The following is an 18,518-nucleotide window of genomic DNA, read 5'->3' on the forward strand; positions in this document are numbered from 1 at the left end:
CGCGTAAAGCGGGGTTTTCACCAATCCGGGCTTCTGAAGCCCAATGCCTTCTTTGCCTCCAGCGGCACGCTCACCTCGAGCGCCTTGAGATTGCGCGTTAGCGAGGATGGCTTGGCCGTCCCCAGGAGCACGGCTGCGGCTGCGGGATGCTCGCGTGCGAAATGGATGGCAGCCGTCGGCAGCGCAACATCGTGCGCTTCGGCAACCGCCTTCAACTCGCCCACCCGTTCAAGCACATCCTGTGGTGCCGGACCATAATCATAGGTCGCACCCGGTACGGGTCCGGTTGCAAGAATGCCCGAGTTGAAGATGCCGCCAAGAACCAGGCTGGTGCCTTCCTCCAGGCATCGCGGCACAAGGGCTTCTTCACCGGAGCGGTCGAGCAATGACAGCCGGCCGGCCAGAAGGATGACGTCGATGGGGCCGTGATCCATCACATCCAGGCAGACCTGGCACTCGTTCACGCCAAGGCCGAAGGCGCCGATCCGCCCCTTTTCCTTCAGCCGCAACAGCCGCTCATAGCCGGAGCCGAAAAAGGCGTCCATATGGTCCGCATTGGCCGTGCCGTGGGTATATTCGCCTATGTCATGCACGAAGATGATGTCGGCGCGGGTGACACCCAGCCGCTCGAAACTCTGCTCGAGACTTTCCTCGATGCCATCACCGGAATAGTCGTAGCGCACATCGTTCTGGGCGGGATTTATGAAGCCGTCGGCCTCTGCGATTGGGGATTGCGCCGGACTGAGGACACGCCCCACCTTGGTGGAAATCTGGAAACCGTTCCGTCCTTCAAGGAATTGGCCAAGACGCATTTCGGATAGCCCGCGACCATAGTGCGGCGCTGTGTCAAAATAGCGAATGCCCGCATCCCAGGCGGTTTTCAATACCGATTGCACGTCCTCATCGGACACTTCGCGATAGAGATTGCCGATCCCGGCACAGCCAAAGGCGATTTCGCTCACCTCGACCTCGGTCTTGCCGATCTTGCGCGTCCTCATGCGCCAGCCCTCCCCATTGCATGTCCCAGTTTCGACTTTTGCGCTTGATCGCCATTTTCGCGCGCCCAGTCGAGAAAGGCGCCGATGCGCCGTTCGAGCTTCTCGCCATGGTTTTGCGCGATATCCTCGAGTCGATGATCGAGGAAGGGATTGGCAAAACGCTCCAGCGTCGCGGCAATGTAATCCTCAACGCCGTCGCCCTCCCCGGCCGCCTTGAAGGTGGGCAGCACTTCCTCTCCATAAACAGCGCGCAGACGCGCGGAAAAATCCGGATCCCCCATCACGTCACGAACAAAGACCGCGCCCTTGCGATCATTCGCAAGCCATCGCGAGACCATCCAGGTGTGGCCGAGATTGAGGATGAAAAGCTTGCGACGTTCGATGACGCCGAGATCCTTCACCCGCTGCACATCCGCGTGCTGGCACGGCATGACGAGCCCGGGACAGTCCTCGATGGCCCAGAGCGCATAGGGTTCGGCGACCGCTCCTGCCGGTTCGAGCGGCTCCGACACGATCCGGTCGACCAGCGAATTGACCCAGCGCACTTGCGTTGAAAGCCATTCGCGAAATTCCGGCTCCATCTTTGAAGCGACTTCAAGCACGAGGCCGCGCAGCACCCTGCCATTGTCCTGCACGAGTTCGGTCGGCATGATCTGGATCGGGCGCGCATTGGCCTTGAAACGCGCATGAAGCAGATGTGTCAGCTTTGCCGGATATGACATTGCGTGGTCGAACCCGGTCGCGATATCGGCGGCCTGTGGCTTGAAACCGGCATCGGCCGTATTGGAGAGAATGATCTCCGCCTCCTCGACAATGGTGTCACGCACGGCATCGAGATCGGCAGCCAGAGACATGGCGCGCGCAACACTGGTCACTCGCCGCGTCTCGTCTAGCCGCGCACCGTCACGCAGGCCCCGCACCTTTACATCGAAGCCATCGGAAAGAGCTGCAAGGCGACGCGCCCGCGAAGCGTCACCGCTCGTCTGAACCACCGTGATCGGGCCGATGGCCTCACCACGCTCCAGCGCTTCGGAAACGAACAGGTCCACATGCGCCTGCAGAAACCGGCTCGTGCCGAACTGCACGATGGGTGTTTTCACCATCAAACTCCTCCCTTAGTTCTGTACGTTATTATTATGTACAAAACTGAGCTGCAAGGTCTGCCGACCGGGTGAACAGTTCCGCTCAAGCGTCAGGCCGCGTTGTCGCGCAGACTGCGGCCCATTTCCTGAAGCGAGACAAATGCCGCGTAACGGCGATCATGGAGCGCACTTTGCGCCTCATTCGGCTTGGCGGCTTCGGCGACGCGCGAAAGCGTCTTCATCGCCGTCGCAAGATCAGGCTGCGTGCCTGCCGCAACCGCCGCCGCCATGGCCGAACCGAGCAGAACGGGCTCGGGTGAGCTGCAGGTGGCAATAGAAAGGCCGGTGGCATCCGCCAGCACCTGGCGTACAAGTGGACTCTTGCCCGCACCGCCGGAAACAACGACCTGTGTCAGGTCGGCCCCCTTGGCACGAAGCGTCTCCACGATCTGCCGCAGGCCGTAGCCGATGGAGGCGACACCGGCGAGGTAAAGCCGCACAAGGCTCCTCTCGTCCTGCGCCATGTCGAGGCCTGCAACAATCGCGCGGGCGTCGGGATCGGCAAAGGGCGCGCGATTGCCGAGGAACTCGGCAACGACGTGAAGACCGCCGACAATCTCGCCAAAGCTTTCCGACTGCAGGAGCGCGCCCGCGCGCTCATCGAACCAGGCGGTCAGGCTCTTGCCTTCTGCCTTGGCCTTTGCTTCCGCCTCACCGGCCAGCCCATGCTGGCGCACGAGGTGGTCGATGGCTGCACCGGCGGCAGACTGTCCGCCTTCGCTGAGCCACAGGCCTGGAATGAGTGCTGAATGATACGGTCCCCAGACACCGGGCACGAAAGCGGGCTCCTCACCCACATTCAGCGTGCAGGCCGAGGTTCCGAAGACGTATGCCAGCCGCTGGTCGAGCGAACCATCAAGCCCCTGCGCACCAAGCGTGCCGAGCGCACCGGCATGGGCATCGATCAGCCCCATGGCGACCGCCGTGCCGGGCTTCAGCCCAAGCTCTTGCGCAGCCTTTTCGCTCAAGCCCCCGGGAATGGCCGTGCCCGGCGGGCAGATCTCATGGCCGATGCGGACGAAATCTTCATCTGCAAGCTGACCCAGTCCGATCTGGCGGAAATAGTAAGGGTCCCACCGGTCCTCATGGGCAAGATAGGTCCATTTGCACGTTACGGTGCAGGTGGAGCGCCACAGGCTTCCCGTCGCCCGCCATGTCAGGAAATCGGTGAGGTCCAGAAAGTGCGCGGCCCGCGCGAAGGTCTCGGGCAGTTCCTCGGCAAGCCAGAGCAGTTTCGGTGTCTGCATTTCGGGCGAAATGCGCCCGCCGACATAGTCGAGAACGCTCGCCTTGGTATCATTGATGCGCCTGGCCTGAGGCGTCGCGCGGTGGTCCATCCAGACAATGATGTTGCGCTGGTTCTCGCCTTGCGCATTGACGGCAAGTGGCTTGCCCTCGCGGTCAAGCACGACCATCGAACAGGTGGCATCGAATCCTATCCCGGCGATTTCATCCGCCCGGACACCGGCCTCGCTCACCGCCTGCCGGATGCAGGAGGTGACGGCAGCCCATATATCGTCGCTCGATTGCTCCACATGCAACGCCTTTTCGCGCCACATGCGGATGGGGTGAGAGACAGCGCCCAAGAGCTGCCCCTCGCGATCGAACACACCTGCACGCGCACTGCCCGTGCCGACATCAACGCCGATATAATACAAGCCGTCACCCCATATTGCCGTTCAGCCGATCAGGCGCCGTACGGCACCCAGATCGTCTTGACCTGCGTTGCACGCTCCATGAAGTCGCGGCCACGCGCTGCCGCATCGTCGCTCCAGTCGATGAGGCGTCCGCCATTGGTCCAGACCTGCTTGAGATTGCCCGCCGACATGGTCTCGACTGCTGCCGCACCTTCTGCGGTGCCGTAGTACCAGATGCCGTCAACGGCGGCATGTTCGCCAAGGGTCTTGGCCAGCACGTCGCGCTCGCCGGTGACCAAATTCACCACACCGCCCGGCAGATCGGAGGTGTCGAAGACCTGGAACAGCGGCTGGGCGATCAGCGCATGCGCGCCTGAAGGCACGGCCACGACGCGGTTGCCGGTGGCGATCAGCGGCAGGATCATGGACATCAGCCCCAGAAGCGGTGCTTCATCGGGTGCAAGCACGCCCATCACGCCGATCGGCTCCTTCAGCGAAAGCGTCAGATGGCGCGGCTTGGTGGCGTGGATCGCGCCGTCATCCTTGTCGGCAAGACCGGCATAGTAAAAGCAGCGCTCGATGGTCTGGCGCACTTCGCGTTCTGCCTGGCTCTTGGAGACACCTGTCAACGTCTGCAGCTGTGCGGAAAGCTCGTCGGCACGCGCGGAGATGTTTTCCGCGATGAAATAGATCACCTGCGCGCGGCCATGCGGGTTGGCGGCCCAGCTTGAAGCCTTGAGTGCGGCTTCGACCGCATTGCGCACATCCTTGCGGTTGGAGAGCGGCGCAAGACCCAGAACGTCACCCTTCGGACCGCGCACGATATAGCTTGCGCCGCCATCGGGCCGCGCCTGCTTGCCCCCGACATAGTTCTTCATGGTGCGATCGACGAGATCGGCGGAAGAACCATCCGTGGCGGTTGCCGCGGTGAAGTCGATTTCGGAGGGCTTGCCCGGCTTGCCCGGCTTCCCGGCCTTGCGCTTCAGATAGCCGCCCATGCCTTCGCGCGCGCCTTCACGGCCATAGCCGCTTTCCTTCATGCCGCCAAAGGGAGCATTGGCGTCGAACATGTTGGTGGCGTTGACCCAGACAACACCGGCCTTCACCCGCGCGGCGAGCTCGGTCGCGGCATTGATGTTTTCCGACCAGATCGAAGCGGAAAGACCATATGCCGTGTTATTGGCAAGCTCGACCGCCTCATCCACGGTGCGGAAGGTGGTCGTGACCGCGATGGGGCCAAAGATTTCCACCTGCGAGACGGTTGCTGCCGGATCGGCCTCGGCAAAGAAGCCCGGCGCGATATAGTGGCCGGTATCGGGCAGCGGGCAGGACGACTGTTCAAGCTGATAGCCTTCCGCAGTCGCCCCCTGCAGCAGTCCCTCGATGCGCGCTTTCTGACCGGCAGATACGATCGCACCCATATCCGTGGTCTTGTCGAGCGGGTCGCCGACGCGGATACGGCTCATGCGCTCGCGCAGCTTCGCAAGGAAGCGGTCGGCAATGCCTTCCTGTACCAGCAGACGCGAGCCGGCGCAGCAGACTTCGCCCTGGTTGAACCAGACGCCATCGACAACGCCTTCAACCGCAGCATCGAGATCGGCATCGGCACAGATGATGAAGGGCGACTTGCCGCCAAGCTCGAGCGAAAGCTTCTTGCCCGAACCTGCCGTGGCACGACGGATCTCGCGACCGACAGCCGTGGAGCCGGTGAAGGCAATCTTCGCAATATCCGGATGGCGCACGATCAGCGAGCCGGTTTCCGCACCACCATGAACGATATTCACCACGCCCTTGGGCAGGCCGATCTCGACCAGAAGCTCGGCAAAGGCGATGGCCGTCAGTGGTGTCAGGTCGGCAGGTTTGAGAACAACCGTATTGCCGGCCGCAAGGGCGGGTGCGATCTTCCATGCAAGCATCAGAAGCGGGAAATTCCACGGGATGATCTGCCCGCAAACGCCAAGCGCCTCGTGATCGGCAAATTCGGTCTCGGAAGCCGCTGCCCAGCCTGCATGGTGGTAGAAATGGCGAATGACCAGGGGGATGTCCGCCGTGCGGCTCTCGCGGATCGCCTTGCCATTGTCGAGGCTTTCCAGAACCGAGAAGAAGCGCTCACGCTTCTGCAGTTGACGGGCGATGGCGTAGAGATAGCGGCTGCGCTCGAAGCCCGAAAGTTTCGACCAGGCGGGAAACGCCTTTGCCGCGGCGGCAACGGCTGCATTCACCTCGTCCTCGCCTGCGGCGGGAATATGGGCGAGCACTTCGCCATTGGCAGGATTTTCGACCGCGATACCGGCCTTCTTCGCATCGGTGAAGCTGCCATTGATGAAATGGCCGAAGCTGCGTCCGCGCGCTTCCAGCCAAGCGACCACATCTGTCGTGGCCTCCGGTGCCGGACCGTAATCCATGGTTTGCATGATGTCCTTGATGTTCATCTGACGGGCCTCAGCTTAAGGCGTGGTGCGCGGCGCTAGCATAGCGGCCGGTGATATGATGTTCGAGCTGACGCTCGATATCGGCGAGAAGCGACGAAGCGCCAATGCGGAAAAGATCAGGCTCCATCCATGGGCCACCCAGCTCTTCCTTCATGAGCGCGAGCCAGTTCATCGCATCCTTGGCGGTCTTCAGGCCGCCGGCGGGCTTGAAGCCGACCTTGTGGTCGGTGAGATCGCGATAGTCGCGAAGCGCGCGCAGCATGGTCAGCGAAACGGGAAGCGTCGCATTTTCCGGCTCCTTGCCAGTCGATGTCTTGATGAAGTCTGACCCCGCCTGCATCGCCACCATGGAGGCGCGATAGACATTGGTGAGCGTGCCCAGTTCACCGGTGGCAAGGATCGCCTTCATATGCGCCTCGCCACAGGCCTCACGCATGGCGCGGATCTCGTCATAGAGCTTCTGCCATTCGCCGAGCAGCGCATATTCGCGGGTGATAACGATATCGATCTCGGCCGCACCCTCTTCCACCGCGTAGCGGATTTCCGCCAGACGCTGGGGTAGCGGGGTGAGGCCGGCGGGAAAGCCGGTGGCGACGGACGCGACGGGAATGCCGGTACCCGTCAGAGCCTTCACCGCATGGGGAACCATGGTGGGATAGACACATACGGCACCGGTCTTCAGGCCGATATCGCCCACGCCCATACGGTCCAGAATGTCCTGGCGAACAGGGTTACGGGCCTTGTTGCACAGCCGGCGCACGCGACCGGGCGTATCGTCACCGGCAAGCGTGGTCAGGTCGATGCACTGGATCGCGCGCAGCAGCCACGCCGCCTGATATTCCTTCTTCACCGTGCGCGCGGCAGCGATTGTCGCGGCGCGGCGCTCGGAAGCGGAACGGTTGACCTGCACATCCTCGAACCAGCCGCGTTCTAGCGCGGTGCCGGGATTGCGTTCATGAGTTTCAGACATTGGGTGTCCCTTATGATGCAGAGGGGGCCAGCCCCTCGCAGAATGACACGAATTCCGCAGCCGAAGCATAGGATTTCTGGGTTCCGCGCTTGCCAACGGACTGCGCGGCGTAGCGGGCGGCCTGTTTGAGCGCTTCTTCCGTGTTGCCACTGGCTGCGAAGAAATGGGCAAAGGAGCCGATGAAGGCGTCGCCCGCACCGGTCGTGTCGACCGGCGTCACGCGCACGGGCTCGATTGGTGTGACCTTGTCGGCGGTGATCAGGCGCGCGCCGCGACCCCCAAGCGTTACGATGACCGTGCCGATGCCCTGCGCAATCAGGCTGCGCGCAGCAGCGTTGATCTCGTCCTCGCTGTCTGTCGGCATGCCCGACAGAAGCGCAAGTTCGCTTTCATTAGGCACGAGAAAGCTCAGGCTGCGCAGATCGCCGACATTGAGTTCGGGCGTGGCAGGCGCGGGATTGAGAATGGTCGGAACACCCCATTCCGCCGCGCGCCTGACCGTATGGCGCACCGTCTCCAGCGGCACTTCAAGCTGCATGAGAATGAGATCGGCCTGGCGCAATGTCTCTTCGGCGGCATCCACATCAGCCGGCAAAAGATCGGCATTCGCACCCTTCACGATGAGGATGGAGTTTTCGCCGGACTCCTCCACGAAAATGGGTGCAACGCCCGAAGACTTGCCCTCGACCTTCGCGACATGGGTCGTATCGATGCCGAACTGCTGGAAATTGGCAATCGTGTTGTCACCGAACAGGTCGCTGCCAACCTTTGTCACCATGGAGACCTGCGAGCCGAGCTTGGCCGCGGCAACCGCCTGGTTGGCCCCCTTGCCGCCGCAACCGATCTCGAAATCGGGCGCTTCCAGCGTTTCGCCGGGGGCCGGCATGCGGGTGATATAGGTGATCAGGTCGACCATGTTCGAGCCGACAACGGCAATGCGGCCGATGCGCTTTTGATCTTCCATGGTTCAGTCCTTGTTGAAATTCTTGATGGCGGACAATGCCGACTGCGCTTCCGCAGCGTCGAGCAGGCCGATCGTGACGGGGAAGAACTGCTTCTCGCCAGGTGCAAGCAGACGCACATGCCCCTTCGCCTTTTCGGCCGAGTAGCCCTCCGGCTCGCAGGTCGATGGCAATGCGAAGGCAGCCACCTGCGCATCCCCGTCATTCAGGATCCAGCGCACGCAATAGGGGAAGTCGTCGGGGCTATAGGCGACCGAAAAGGCACCGCCCTCGGGCAGCTCCATCGCAAGTCGCGTGCGGCCATTCTCGTCGCGCTTCAGACCGCGGATATAGAAGACCTGCTCGGGGCTGTAGAGATCCGGCTCCGAAAGCGTCTGCATCCGTACCGGATTGGTCTTGAGGTCTTCAAGAAGCGCCAGAAATTCCGGCGATGGTGTCACATGACCGGGGATTGCCTGACGCACCACGGTCTGCTCCGGCGAATAGTCCGCCGGCTGGTGGATCGTGGCCTCTGCGACGAAATCGAAATTGGCGTGGAGCATATACATGAGCTCCATCTCGTGAGCGGAGAGGTTTTCAACCTCCATCGCCACATCCAGAAGCCCGCTGTCCCGCTTCACCGTAACGCTCGGGCGCGCGACATAGTGCGGGCCGAAGCCCATCACATATTCGACATGGCCGCCAATGCGCAGCCAGGCATCTTCGCCCACGCCACCAATCACCAGATAGGCGCTGTCCATACGCTGCACGGGCATTTCGCCATGCAGCGGATGCGTGTCTTCCGGTCCCGGCGTGCCATTGCGCAAGACACCTGCATGATAGGCAAAGGCGCCATAGGTCTCCAGGATCGAGGCACCGTTGCGCGGATAGGGGAAGACATTGCCCATGCCGAGGCTGCGTCCGTCAAAGACGGCTTCCCAGATCATCTGGCCGAGGAAGGGCAGGACGACCACATGGCCACGCTCGTTTTCGATGCGCAGACCCTCGACGGAAGAGGGATAGCGGAAGGCCGAAACGGAAAAGCCGCGGCCTTCGATCAGCAAGCGCTCACCATTGGCCGGAAACAGGTCCTGCGTCAGGTGAAGCACGGTTTCATTGGTGGCAGCACTCATTTGCGCGACCTCAGATAGTTGATGGCTATGACAAGCACGAGGAACCCGCCCCAGACCGCATCGATCAGGAAGTTTGATGCACGCATCATCTGCATGCCCGATGACAGGAACATGAGAGCGACAAGCGCCAGAAGCACGCCCAGCACCTTGCCCTTGCCGCCTGCGGGATTGGTGCCGCCCAGAACGGCAATCAGCACCGCCTGCAAGAGATAGGATGCACCGAAATCGGCCTTGGCGGAATTGGTGCGGCCGGACAGAAGGATGCCTGCAATGGCAGCCATGACGCCGGTCAGCGCATAGGAATAGAGGATCATGCGCGAGCTTCTGATGCCGGCAAAGACGGCCGCACGCGCATTGGTACCGATCAGCATCAGATTGACGCCCAGATGCGTGCGGCGCAGCAGGACCGCCACCACGACCGCCACGAAGACCAGCACCCAGAAGGGTGTCGCAACGCCAAGCATCTTGCCCGTTCCGAGCCAGCCCCATGTCTGCGGAAAGCCGACAATGGCCGGGCCACCCGTCAGGACAAGCGCCAGACCCGCAAAGACCTGACCCGTGCCCAAGGTTGCAAGGATCGGGATGATGCGCAGCCGCGCGATCAGAAGTCCGTTCAAAAGCCCTGCGGCCAGACCAACCGTGAGCGCGATCAAAACGCCCATGATCGTGTGCAGCACGACACCCGCACCACCGGCGGCAATGGCTTCGGCCACGGCCGGATGGCGGAAATAGACGCCCGCCGTGATGGCCGCCAGATTGGCGATGCCCACGATCGAGAGGTCGATGCCGCCCGTCAGCATCGCCACCATCATAGCGATGGAGAGAATGCCGAGTTCGGGCATCACATAGGTGATGGACTCGAAATTGTAGTAGCGCAGGAACTTGTCGGGGTTCATCGCCGACATCAACGCGAAGATCACGAGCGTGATGATCGCAAGCTGGATGATCGAGGCGTCTTCGCCCAGAAGTCGGCGCAGGAGCGGTTTTTGTTCGGCCTTGGCGGTCATGATGCTCCCTCCCCTCAAGCCAGTTTCTTGCGATCGCGCCAGGCGGTAATCGCCGTTGCGATGATGATGATGGCGCCCACGACCACGCGCTGCCAGGTGGTGTCGACCTTCATCAGGATCAGCGAGTTCTTGACCATGACGAGCGTGAAGACGCCGATCATGGTGCCAAGAACCGAGCCCCGTCCGCCAAAGATCGACGCACCGCCCAGAACCACCGCGGCGATCACGTCGAGTTCAAGCCCGATGAAGTCGCGTGGATTGGCCTGCCAGATCATGGAGGAGTGAAGGAGGCCCGCAAAACCGGCCAGAAGCCCCGCCGTGCAATAGACGAAGAAGATCGTGCGGCGCGTGTTCACGCCCGCCCGGCGTGCCGCTTCCGGATCGCCGCCATAGGCATAGACGGAGCGGCCGGTCATCGTGTGCTTCAGGATGAAGTGGATGACAAAGGCAATTGCCACATAGACAAGCACCATGCCCGTCAGGCCCACATTCGCGCCGTTGGATGCGGTTGCGGTGGCGATGTTCTGGCTGCCGAATGCGATCAGCCCGTCTGGCATCTTGTTGATGTTGACGATTGAGGTGCCAAGAAGCCCCAGCACCAGACCACGCACGATGGAGGCGGTGCCCAGTGTCACGATCAGCGGTATCATCTTGAACCGGTCGATGATGAAGGCATTGAAGGCGCCAAGCGCCACGCCGATCACGCAAGCCGCGATGAAGGGCAGAAGCACGCCGTCATAGTCCAACGCCACCATGGTTCGCACGGTGATGTAGAGGGCGGCAGCCGCGATCGCGGGAAACGACACGTCGATGCCGCCTGAAATCATGATCAGGAGCACGCCAAGCGCCATGATGCCGATCACGACATTGGCCTTGGCGAGGCTGAACAGATTGCCCACGCCCCAGAAGGCGGGATTGACCAGCCCGATCAGCACCATGACCAGGATCAGGACAATGGCGATAATGGCTTCGGTGGATTGTAACCTTTTCATCTGGCTGCCCTATTTCAGCGCCTTCAGGCTGTCATTGATTGCGTCTTCGTTCATGTGCGTGCCCTCGAAGTGAGCCACGAAGCGCCCGTCATGCATGACGTGGATGCGGTTGCAGTTGCCGGTCAGTTCCGGCACGTCGTCGGAGATCATCATCACGGCCAGACCTTGGCTTTGCGCCAGATCGCGGATGATCTTGTGGATCTTTGCCTTGGAGCCGACATCCACACCAACCGTCGGGCCATTGAGGATGAGGATTTTTGCCCCGGTCAGAAGCCAGCGGCCCAGCATCACGCGTTGCGCATTGCCGCCGGACAGATTGCCCACCGCCGTGTCGGCCGAGGGGGCTGCGATCTGCATCTTGGCGAACATCTCTTCCGTGCGCGAGCGCATGGCCTTGCGGTCCAGGAACATGCCCTTGCGCAGCCGGTCCATGATGGAGACCACCATGTTGCGCTCGATTGACTGTGTCAGGAACAAGCCTTCGCTCAACCGGTCCTCGGGCACATAGGCAATGCCCAGATCGACCGCGTCCTGAACCGAATGGGGGAACACGTCCCGGCCTTCAATGCGGAAGACATCCGCCGTGGCATTCTCCATGCCGAACAATGCGCGGGCGAGCTCCGTGCGGCCCGAACCGATCAGGCCGGAAATGCCGACGATCTCGCCGGGACGCAGCGTCAGGTCCACGCCTTCGACCATGCCGGGAACGCTGAGATTTCTCACCTCGAGTGCCGGTGCGGCATCGGCAGAGATGTTGGCGATAAAAGGCTCTTCCTCAAGCTCCAGCCCGGTCATCGCATGGGTAATGGCAGCTTCGTCGAAATCCGACATCGGCCCCTCGGCAACCTTCTTGCCATTGCGGAAAACCGTCAAACGCTCGGAAATTTCGAGCATCTCGCGCATCTTGTGGGAGACGAACAGAACCGCGATGCCATGGGACTGCAGGTCGCGCACGATCTTGAAGAGCGCATCCACCTCGTGACCGGTGAGCGCGGTTGTCGGCTCATCCATGATGATGAGGCGTGCTTCGGCGAGAATGGCACGCGCGATGGCCACCACCTGCTTGCCCGAAGTCGGCAGCGTCTCGACATCGGCGTCGATGTCGATCTCGACATCAAGCTTTGCCAGCACTTCGCGCGCCATTCTGCGGGCCCGCGCCCAGTCCATGCGGCTGCGGCCTTCGAGAATATAGGTGTTGAGTGCCAGGTTCTCGGCAACTGTCAGATTCCCGAAAAGGGAGAAGTCCTGCCAGATGACCTGAATGCCCTTCTGGACGGCCTTGATCGGGTCGAGATGCGACACCGGCTTGCCGTCGATTAGGATCTGGCCTTCTTCCGGCGTATAGACACCGGACATGACCTTGATGATGGTCGATTTTCCCGATCCATTCTCGCCTGCAAGGCAGTGGATCTCGCCGGGGCGGATGCTCATGGAAACATCATCCAGAGCGCGCACGCCACCGAAGCGCTTGCTGATATTTTTCAGCTCGATCAGATTTTCGGACATGATTTTCCCGGCAGGCTGAAGCTGATGCGCCGGCATGGTGCCGCGCAAGATCGGGCTGACGCCTGCCCGTGAAGAAGGGCAGGCGTCGGCTTGTTCAGACAGGACGATCAGAAGTCGTACTTGTCCATGTTTTCAGCGGTCACACCGACCCAGCCTGCACCATAGAGCAGGTTCGGGCGGCTCTCATCCGGCGTGATGAGGGAGTCGTAACCTTCGAGACCGAGATTGAGGCCAGCCTTGATCTGGTCGCCCTTGCCTTCAAGTGCGGCAACGGCAAGCATGTTCATGGCGTAACCCGCAACAGCCGGATCCCAGAACTGGATGTACTGGATGTCGCCATTGGCCAGATACTCACCGGCAACGGAAGGCAGACCCGTACCTGCGAAGAAGACCTTGTCCTTCAGACCGCTCTCGGCGATCAGACGGCCGGCACCTGCCGAAGTCGGCATGGGCGCACCAAGAATGCCCTTGATGTCCGGATAGGTGGTCATGGCTTCCTTCAGCTTGGTGTAGTCGGTTGCCGCATCGTCATAGGTTTCAAGACGATCGCCAACCATTTCCATGTTCGGGAAGTTCTCTTCCTGATAGGCGACGGCACCGTCGATCCACTCCATCTGGCTCTTGGAAGTGAGCGAGCCGACGGTGGTGACATATTTGCCTTCACCACCCATGAACTTGCCAAGCTCCTTCATGAGATTGGCGCCATAGGCGAGATTGTCGAAGGCTTCCAGATCGTAGTCGGTGTTCTGCAGGTTGGAGGCTTCGTGCGAGATCACGACGATGCCGCGGTCACGTGCCTTCTTCAGAACCGGCTCGACAGCTTCCACGGAGAACGGCACGACGGCAATTGCGTCAACGCCCTGCGCGATCAGGTTCTCGATGATCTGCACCTGAGCGGCAGCGTCGGCCTGGCTCGGGCCCACCATCCACACATCGTGGCCGGTGTCTTCCTTGAACTGCTCAACGCCGTCGCGCATGCGGTCGAACCAGGCAATGCCGTCGACCTTCACCACGGTGGCGATGGTGTATTTCTTGTCGTCCTTGGTCGCGATCAGGTCTTCATTGACATTGGTGGTGTCGACAACCTGCTGTGCAAGCGCAGACGACGCCATGAGGGACAGGGCAACCGAAGCTGCCGTCAGCAAAGTCTTCATACTAACTCCTCCTCGCCCGGCGACCTGCGAAATGAGATGCAGGCTGGGCACTTGGTGACAAAATCGATGCAATATCGCGATGCCATATTGATCGACACGGCACATTATGATCATTTCCTTTCATAACTCGCAACCCCTCCGGAAAAGATTTGCACTTGCAAATCGTTGGTCCAGAGGTCCAATGAGCAGTGGGACACCACGCGCATGGAGAGAAATTACACGTGGCCAGACCCTCTGGACGAGAATTGCGCATCAAGGCGCTGAAGAAGCTTTGTGAAGGCGGAGCGATCCTCCACATCACGGAAGCTGCGCAGCAGTTGGAGACGTCCGAGATCACGATTCGCCGCGATCTGGGAGACGGGGAAAGCGGGATCCTGTGCCTTGGCGGCTACATCATGCTGGCCGAGGAAAAGGGCGAGCGCTACTCGCTCACCCATGCGCAAAGCACGAACATCGCCGCCAAGCGACGCATTGCCGCCGAAGCCGCAAAACTGATCGAACCGGAAGACACGGTCTTCATCGATGCCGGCTCGACGCTCCATCATCTGGCACCGCTGGTACCGCAGAACGCCAACATCACTGTCGTGACGCAGGCCATGAATATCGCCGAATCGATCGTGCGCCTGGAAGGCGTGACGCTGATGATGGTCTCGGGCATCTATCATCCCGAAAGCGGCAGTTTCTCGTCCGACACCGCGCTGCAGATGCTGCAGGAAGTTAACATTACAAAGGGTTTCTTCTCCGCCGCCGGCATTCACGAGAGCGAAGGCGTAACCTGTTTCCATTTCCACGAGATCGCGGTGAAAAAGGCGGCAATCGTGCGTTCACAGCGCCGCTTCCTCGTCTCTGACCCCACCAAATGGGGCAAGCTGCGGCCCGCCACCTTCGGACATCTGCAGGATTTTGAACTCTGGATAGGTCGCGATCAGGAGCAGGTTTCGCAGGACCACGGATCATAAGTCACTGCTGAACTGGTACTGACCAGACAATTATGATGAATTGCCATGACACGAGATCACTCAGGACTGTATCATGGCAACCCTTGCCCCAGCGGCTTCACGAGATGACGGCGCCCATCCTCAAACCCATGCACGCGCAGGCGCGCCGCGGCTCCAGATCGTCGATCTGGTGCGGGGCCTGGCCATTGCAGGCGTGGTCATCTTTCATCTGGTCTGGGATCTCGAACTGACGGGGCTTGCGCTGCAGGGCGCAAATTCCAATCCCTGGTGGATTCTCTTCGGTCGCTCGCTTGCCACCAGCTTCATGTTTCTGGTCGGCGTCAGCCTGGTTCTGGCACACCCGAACGGCGTGCGCTGGAAGGCCTTTGGCAAGCGCATCGCCATGATCGGTCTGGCGGCCCTTGTGATCACCGTCGCGACCTATTTCACCTTTCCCCAAGCCTTCATCTTTTTCGGCATTCTGCATGCGATCGTGTTCGCAAGCTTGCTCGGCGCGCTGCTTCTGCCATTGCCGGCCCTTCTCCTCACGCTCGCCGGTACCGTCATCGTCATCGCGCCGGAGCTTTATGCAGCCGACATGTTCAACAGCCGGTGGCTCGCCTGGATCGGCTTTTCCACCATCTCCCCGCCGAGCAACGACCTTGTGCCGGTTTTCCCCTGGGTGGGCGTAACGCTGCTTGGCATGGGCGTGACCAAGGCTGCACTCGCAAAGAGTTGGGACCGGACCCTGTCGCGCTTTTCCGGCACAAGTCCGCTCTCGCGCGCCTTCACCTTCATGGGCAGGCACAGTCTGGCGATCTATCTTCTCCATCAACCGGTTCTGCTGGGGCTGCTCATCCCGCTGGGAAACCTGCTGCGTTAGAGACCCCGAAGGGATCAGCGGTTTCGAACGACAATGCAGGCGCCACCGGACTGGCGCATGCGCGTGCACATGCGCTCCGCTTCTGCCCTGCTGTCCGCGCCCAGCCGGACTGCGTAGATGCGCTTGCTGCCTCGCGTCGACTTCACCCGATCGACATTGGGCGAGATGTTCCGCAGATTGGCGGGCAGCTTTCGCCGCGTCTGTTCCCACAGCCTCAGCGCCACGCCGCGATTGAAATGGCCGGCCACTTGCACGCCCCACGGCTTGCGCGGCGCCTGCACATGCAATGCGCCAGAGGAAACCGGCATCAACATGCAGGCTTTCTGGAAGGGCAGATCGGGCTTCAGGGGCGGGATATCGACACTGCCTTCCAGTTTGCGGAAGCTCTCAGCGGGCTTGCCGAAGATCGAATAGACATAATCCTCGGTTTCCGCTGGAAGATTGCCGCCGCGCAGAATCCATCGCGCCACCCGATTTTCACCCGAATTATAGGCCGCGGCGGCTAGCGCGCTGTTGCCGAACTGGCGCTTGAGATCGGCGAGATAGGAGGCGGATGCAGGTATTGCCTGTTCAATGTCGAACGCATTCTTCAAGCCGCGCAACCTGGCCGTGGAGGGTATGAATTGTGCAATGCCCTGCGCGCCCTTGTGGCTTACCGCATCGGGCCTGAACAGGCTTTCCTTCCAGATAAGCCGCGCAAAGAAATGGGGGGAGATGCCGTTTGCATCCGCATGCTCCTCGAGGAGTTGGCAGATGCGTGGGAGCATGTCGCGAGCGGTCTTGGCCGCGTGAGCGCTTGGAACCAACATCAGGAAGATGCCCGCTAGTAGCGCGCTGCGCCAAGGGCTCATGCCGTATCCGTCCACATATATCGCCTGCAAACCGGGCGCTGTCCCACGCCCGCTCTTCAGGAACTGTAGCATAAAGATGGCACGGTGATGGCGCTCAGGTCTCGCCCTTCATCAGGCGCGCCACGGTTTCGCGCGCCCTGCGGCCCATGCCGCGCCTTTTCCAGTCTTCAAGTGTCGTCAGGACGCTGTTTTGCCGGTCTTCGTCGAAGTGGCTGTCCATCGTCTGGGTAAAGGCCGGGTCAAGCACACACAGAGCGATCTCGTCATCCTTGCTGGATGAACGCTGATTGAAATTGGCCGAACCGATGCAGGAAAGCATACCATCCACCGTCACGAGCTTCGTGTGGATCATGGTGGGCTGGTAGCGCCAGATCTTCACGCCCGCTTCGAACAAGGGCTCGAAATCATCCGAAGCCGCAAGTTCGGATACCCGCTTGTCGATATGCGGACCCGGCAGGATGATCTCGATATCCACCCCGCGCCTGGCAGCGTCCACGATTACCTCGACGTCACGTTCATGCGGAGCAAAATAGGGTGTGGTGATCCGCAGGCGCTTCCTTGCCAGGAGTACCAACGCCTCATGCAGGATTGCTATGTCGGTGAAGCCGACAGAAGCGGTGGACGCCAGCACCTGGACAAGCGTGTCGCCTGCCTCCTGCGAGGGCCAGACCCTCTCCAACGCACAATCCACCCGATATTCGGCCTCCACCCAGTCTTGGTAAAAGGCTGCACGCAAGGCAGGGACCGAAGGGCCGCGCACACGGAAATGCGTTTCGCGCCAGTGGTCTGAATCCTGTGCATGACCTTCCCACTCAGCCGCGATCCCGACACCGCCGGTAAAGCCGGTCTGACCATCACAAACGAGGATCTTGCGATGGGTGCGGTTGTCGACATTCCAGACCTTCCATTGCGGCAATGGCCGGAACCAGCGCACTTGCACGCCGGCATCCTCCATCCGCTCGACAAGCCGCTGCGGCATGGGGCGTGCACCGAACCCGTCGAGCAACACCCGGACGGTTACGCCCGCGCGAGCGCGCTCGGACAAAACCTCCACAAATTTCTCCGCAATGTCGCCCTTCCAGTAGATGAAGGTCAGAAGCTCGACCATTTCCTCGGAACGTGAGATGGCATCAAGCATTGGCGGAAAGATCTCATCGCCATTGCGGTAGACATCTATGGCGTTGCCTGCGGTAAACGGGATGCCTAGCGCCGTCTCAAGCCCATGCCTGTAGCGGTCGAGCGTGGCCGCGCTCGTCCCTTCGGCGATCTGGCACTTCTTGACGCTTGATGTTGCCATGAAGATGCAATGCGCAAAGGACAGAGCAGTTCCAGCAGAACTCTCACGGTTCCCCCTGATAAGTCCATACGACCGCAGGCGGCAGGTTCTGCCAGATACGGCGCGAGGCATAGGCTCTCATGCCTGGCTGTCGGGAGATCGGAGAAACAGGCCCATAGGTGAACTGCACCATGCGTCCGGCAGGACCGGTTATGCGCAGCGCGGCTCTCGCAAGCTCCTGACGTTTCTGCCTGGGATAGACGAACAAGGGCAGACTGGACACAACGGCACCGGCGGTCATGCCGCTATCTGCCCAACGCGACATGATTGCAAAGGCATCGGCCTCGATGACACTGGCCTCAGGAAAGCGTTGCCTGAGAAGGCGCGCGAGATCGGGATCGGCTTCAACGAGAACCAGATTGCCTTCCCACACGCCACGCATCAGAAGCTCCTGCGTGACCACGCCCGTGCCAGGGCCGAGTTCGATCACGGTCTCGCCCGGCTTGATCGCCGCGCTGAAGGCCATTGCATCGCAAAGCATTGCTCCGCTTGGTGCTATCGCCCCGGTGCGAAGCGGCGCGCGAAGCCAACTCTTGAGAAAGCGTATCCAGTCACGCCCCCGCGGCGGCGTGCCCAATTGTTCTTCGATGAAGGTCAT

The 18,518-nt window shown here is 61.1% G+C and carries 16 protein-coding genes; 2 read left to right on the forward strand and 14 right to left on the reverse strand.

What is annotated here, in order from left to right; translation table 11 throughout:
* Positions 1–17: 17 nt before the first annotated feature.
* The 11 genes from EL18_RS16275 to EL18_RS16325 form a co-directional block, all read right to left on the reverse strand.
* Positions 18–998: an aldo/keto reductase gene (locus tag EL18_RS16275; protein ID WP_036486750.1), complete on the reverse strand. Its 981-nt coding sequence runs from the start codon at positions 996–998 to the stop codon at positions 18–20.
* A complete protein-coding gene (locus tag EL18_RS16280; protein ID WP_036486752.1) occupies positions 995–2,101 on the reverse strand; it encodes a mannitol dehydrogenase family protein in 1,107 nt (368 codons plus the stop codon). The genes EL18_RS16275 and EL18_RS16280 overlap by 4 nt, the downstream gene beginning before the upstream one ends.
* An 89-nt stretch (positions 2,102–2,190) precedes the next feature.
* Positions 2,191–3,798, reverse strand: a complete 1,608-nt coding sequence (locus EL18_RS16285) for an FGGY-family carbohydrate kinase (RefSeq protein WP_036486754.1) — start codon at positions 3,796–3,798, stop codon at positions 2,191–2,193.
* Between the two features lie 29 nt (positions 3,799–3,827).
* The gene (locus tag EL18_RS16290; protein WP_036486756.1) at positions 3,828–6,209 is read right to left on the reverse strand and encodes an aldehyde dehydrogenase family protein; all 2,382 of its coding nucleotides are present in this window, start codon (positions 6,207–6,209) and stop codon (positions 3,828–3,830) included.
* Between the two features lie 10 nt (positions 6,210–6,219).
* Positions 6,220–7,179 carry a deoxyribose-phosphate aldolase gene (gene deoC, locus EL18_RS16295; RefSeq protein WP_036486758.1) on the reverse strand — a complete coding sequence of 320 codons (960 nt, stop codon included), beginning with the start codon at positions 7,177–7,179 and terminating at the stop codon, positions 6,220–6,222.
* A 10-nt stretch (positions 7,180–7,189) separates the two neighbouring features.
* Positions 7,190–8,143, reverse strand: a complete 954-nt coding sequence (gene rbsK, locus EL18_RS16300) for a ribokinase (protein ID WP_036486760.1) — start codon at positions 8,141–8,143, stop codon at positions 7,190–7,192.
* A 3-nt stretch (positions 8,144–8,146) separates the two neighbouring features.
* The gene (locus EL18_RS16305; protein WP_036486761.1) at positions 8,147–9,253 is read right to left on the reverse strand and encodes an aldose 1-epimerase family protein; all 1,107 of its coding nucleotides are present in this window, start codon (positions 9,251–9,253) and stop codon (positions 8,147–8,149) included.
* The gene (locus EL18_RS16310) at positions 9,250–10,260 is read right to left on the reverse strand and encodes an ABC transporter permease (protein WP_036486762.1); all 1,011 of its coding nucleotides are present in this window, start codon (positions 10,258–10,260) and stop codon (positions 9,250–9,252) included. Before EL18_RS16310 ends, EL18_RS16305 begins: the two co-directional genes overlap by 4 nt.
* Before the next feature lie 14 nt (positions 10,261–10,274).
* A complete protein-coding gene (locus EL18_RS16315; RefSeq protein WP_036486764.1) occupies positions 10,275–11,252 on the reverse strand; it encodes an ABC transporter permease in 978 nt (325 codons plus the stop codon).
* Positions 11,253–11,261: 9 nt separating this feature from the next.
* Complete coding sequence (locus tag EL18_RS16320; protein WP_036487081.1) at positions 11,262–12,758, reverse strand: sugar ABC transporter ATP-binding protein; 1,497 nt, start codon at positions 12,756–12,758, stop codon at positions 11,262–11,264.
* Between the two features lie 107 nt (positions 12,759–12,865).
* Positions 12,866–13,912, reverse strand: a complete 1,047-nt coding sequence (locus EL18_RS16325) for an autoinducer 2 ABC transporter substrate-binding protein (protein ID WP_036486766.1) — start codon at positions 13,910–13,912, stop codon at positions 12,866–12,868.
* Positions 13,913–14,133: 221 nt separating this feature from the next.
* Here EL18_RS16325 and EL18_RS16330 point away from each other — a divergent pair, with 221 nt between their 5' ends.
* Positions 14,134–14,871, forward strand: coding sequence for a DeoR/GlpR family DNA-binding transcription regulator (locus EL18_RS16330; RefSeq protein WP_051914419.1), 738 nt, complete (start codon positions 14,134–14,136; stop codon positions 14,869–14,871).
* Between the two features lie 73 nt (positions 14,872–14,944).
* Positions 14,945–15,733 (forward strand): heparan-alpha-glucosaminide N-acetyltransferase, encoded by a 789-nt coding sequence (locus EL18_RS16335; RefSeq protein WP_081871284.1) that lies wholly within the window; start codon positions 14,945–14,947, stop codon positions 15,731–15,733.
* A gap of 14 nt (positions 15,734–15,747) precedes the next feature.
* On the opposite strand, the gene EL18_RS16340 is transcribed toward EL18_RS16335, so the two are convergent.
* The 3 genes from EL18_RS16340 to EL18_RS16350 all read right to left on the reverse strand — a co-directional run bounded on the left by EL18_RS16340 (position 15,748) and on the right by EL18_RS16350 (position 18,518).
* Positions 15,748–16,584, reverse strand: a complete 837-nt coding sequence (locus EL18_RS16340; protein ID WP_244444632.1) for a lytic transglycosylase domain-containing protein — start codon at positions 16,582–16,584, stop codon at positions 15,748–15,750.
* A gap of 94 nt (positions 16,585–16,678) precedes the next feature.
* A complete protein-coding gene (locus EL18_RS16345) occupies positions 16,679–17,881 on the reverse strand; it encodes a phospholipase D-like domain-containing protein (protein ID WP_036486768.1) in 1,203 nt (400 codons plus the stop codon).
* 43 nt (positions 17,882–17,924) lie between these two features.
* On the reverse strand, positions 17,925–18,518 hold the full coding sequence (locus EL18_RS16350; RefSeq protein ID WP_036486770.1) for a class I SAM-dependent methyltransferase: 594 nt from the start codon (positions 18,516–18,518) through the stop codon (positions 17,925–17,927).

This window comes from Nitratireductor basaltis, assembly GCF_000733725.1.
Lineage (GTDB): Bacteria > Pseudomonadota > Alphaproteobacteria > Rhizobiales > Rhizobiaceae > Chelativorans > Chelativorans basaltis.

Coding starts and splice junctions, on each gene's coding strand:
- EL18_RS16275 (WP_036486750.1), bottom strand. CDS start 998: ATGAGGACGCGCAAGATCGGCAAGACCGAGGTCGAGGTGAGCGAAATC.
- EL18_RS16280 (WP_036486752.1), bottom strand. CDS start 2,101: ATGGTGAAAACACCCATCGTGCAGTTCGGCACGAGCCGGTTTCTGCAG.
- EL18_RS16290 (WP_036486756.1), bottom strand. CDS start 6,209: ATGAACATCAAGGACATCATGCAAACCATGGATTACGGTCCGGCACCG.
- deoC (WP_036486758.1), bottom strand. CDS start 7,179: ATGTCTGAAACTCATGAACGCAATCCCGGCACCGCGCTAGAACGCGGC.
- rbsK (WP_036486760.1), bottom strand. CDS start 8,143: ATGGAAGATCAAAAGCGCATCGGCCGCATTGCCGTTGTCGGCTCGAAC.
- EL18_RS16305 (WP_036486761.1), bottom strand. CDS start 9,253: ATGAGTGCTGCCACCAATGAAACCGTGCTTCACCTGACGCAGGACCTG.
- EL18_RS16310 (WP_036486762.1), bottom strand. CDS start 10,260: ATGACCGCCAAGGCCGAACAAAAACCGCTCCTGCGCCGACTTCTGGGC.
- EL18_RS16315 (WP_036486764.1), bottom strand. CDS start 11,252: ATGAAAAGGTTACAATCCACCGAAGCCATTATCGCCATTGTCCTGATC.
- EL18_RS16320 (WP_036487081.1), bottom strand. CDS start 12,758: ATGTCCGAAAATCTGATCGAGCTGAAAAATATCAGCAAGCGCTTCGGT.
- EL18_RS16325 (WP_036486766.1), bottom strand. CDS start 13,912: ATGAAGACTTTGCTGACGGCAGCTTCGGTTGCCCTGTCCCTCATGGCG.
- EL18_RS16335 (WP_081871284.1), top strand. CDS start 14,945: ATGGCAACCCTTGCCCCAGCGGCTTCACGAGATGACGGCGCCCATCCT.
- EL18_RS16340 (WP_244444632.1), bottom strand. CDS start 16,584: ATGAGCCCTTGGCGCAGCGCGCTACTAGCGGGCATCTTCCTGATGTTG.
- EL18_RS16345 (WP_036486768.1), bottom strand. CDS start 17,881: ATGGCAACATCAAGCGTCAAGAAGTGCCAGATCGCCGAAGGGACGAGC.
- EL18_RS16350 (WP_036486770.1), bottom strand. CDS start 18,518: ATGACCTTCATCGAAGAACAATTGGGCACGCCGCCGCGGGGGCGTGAC.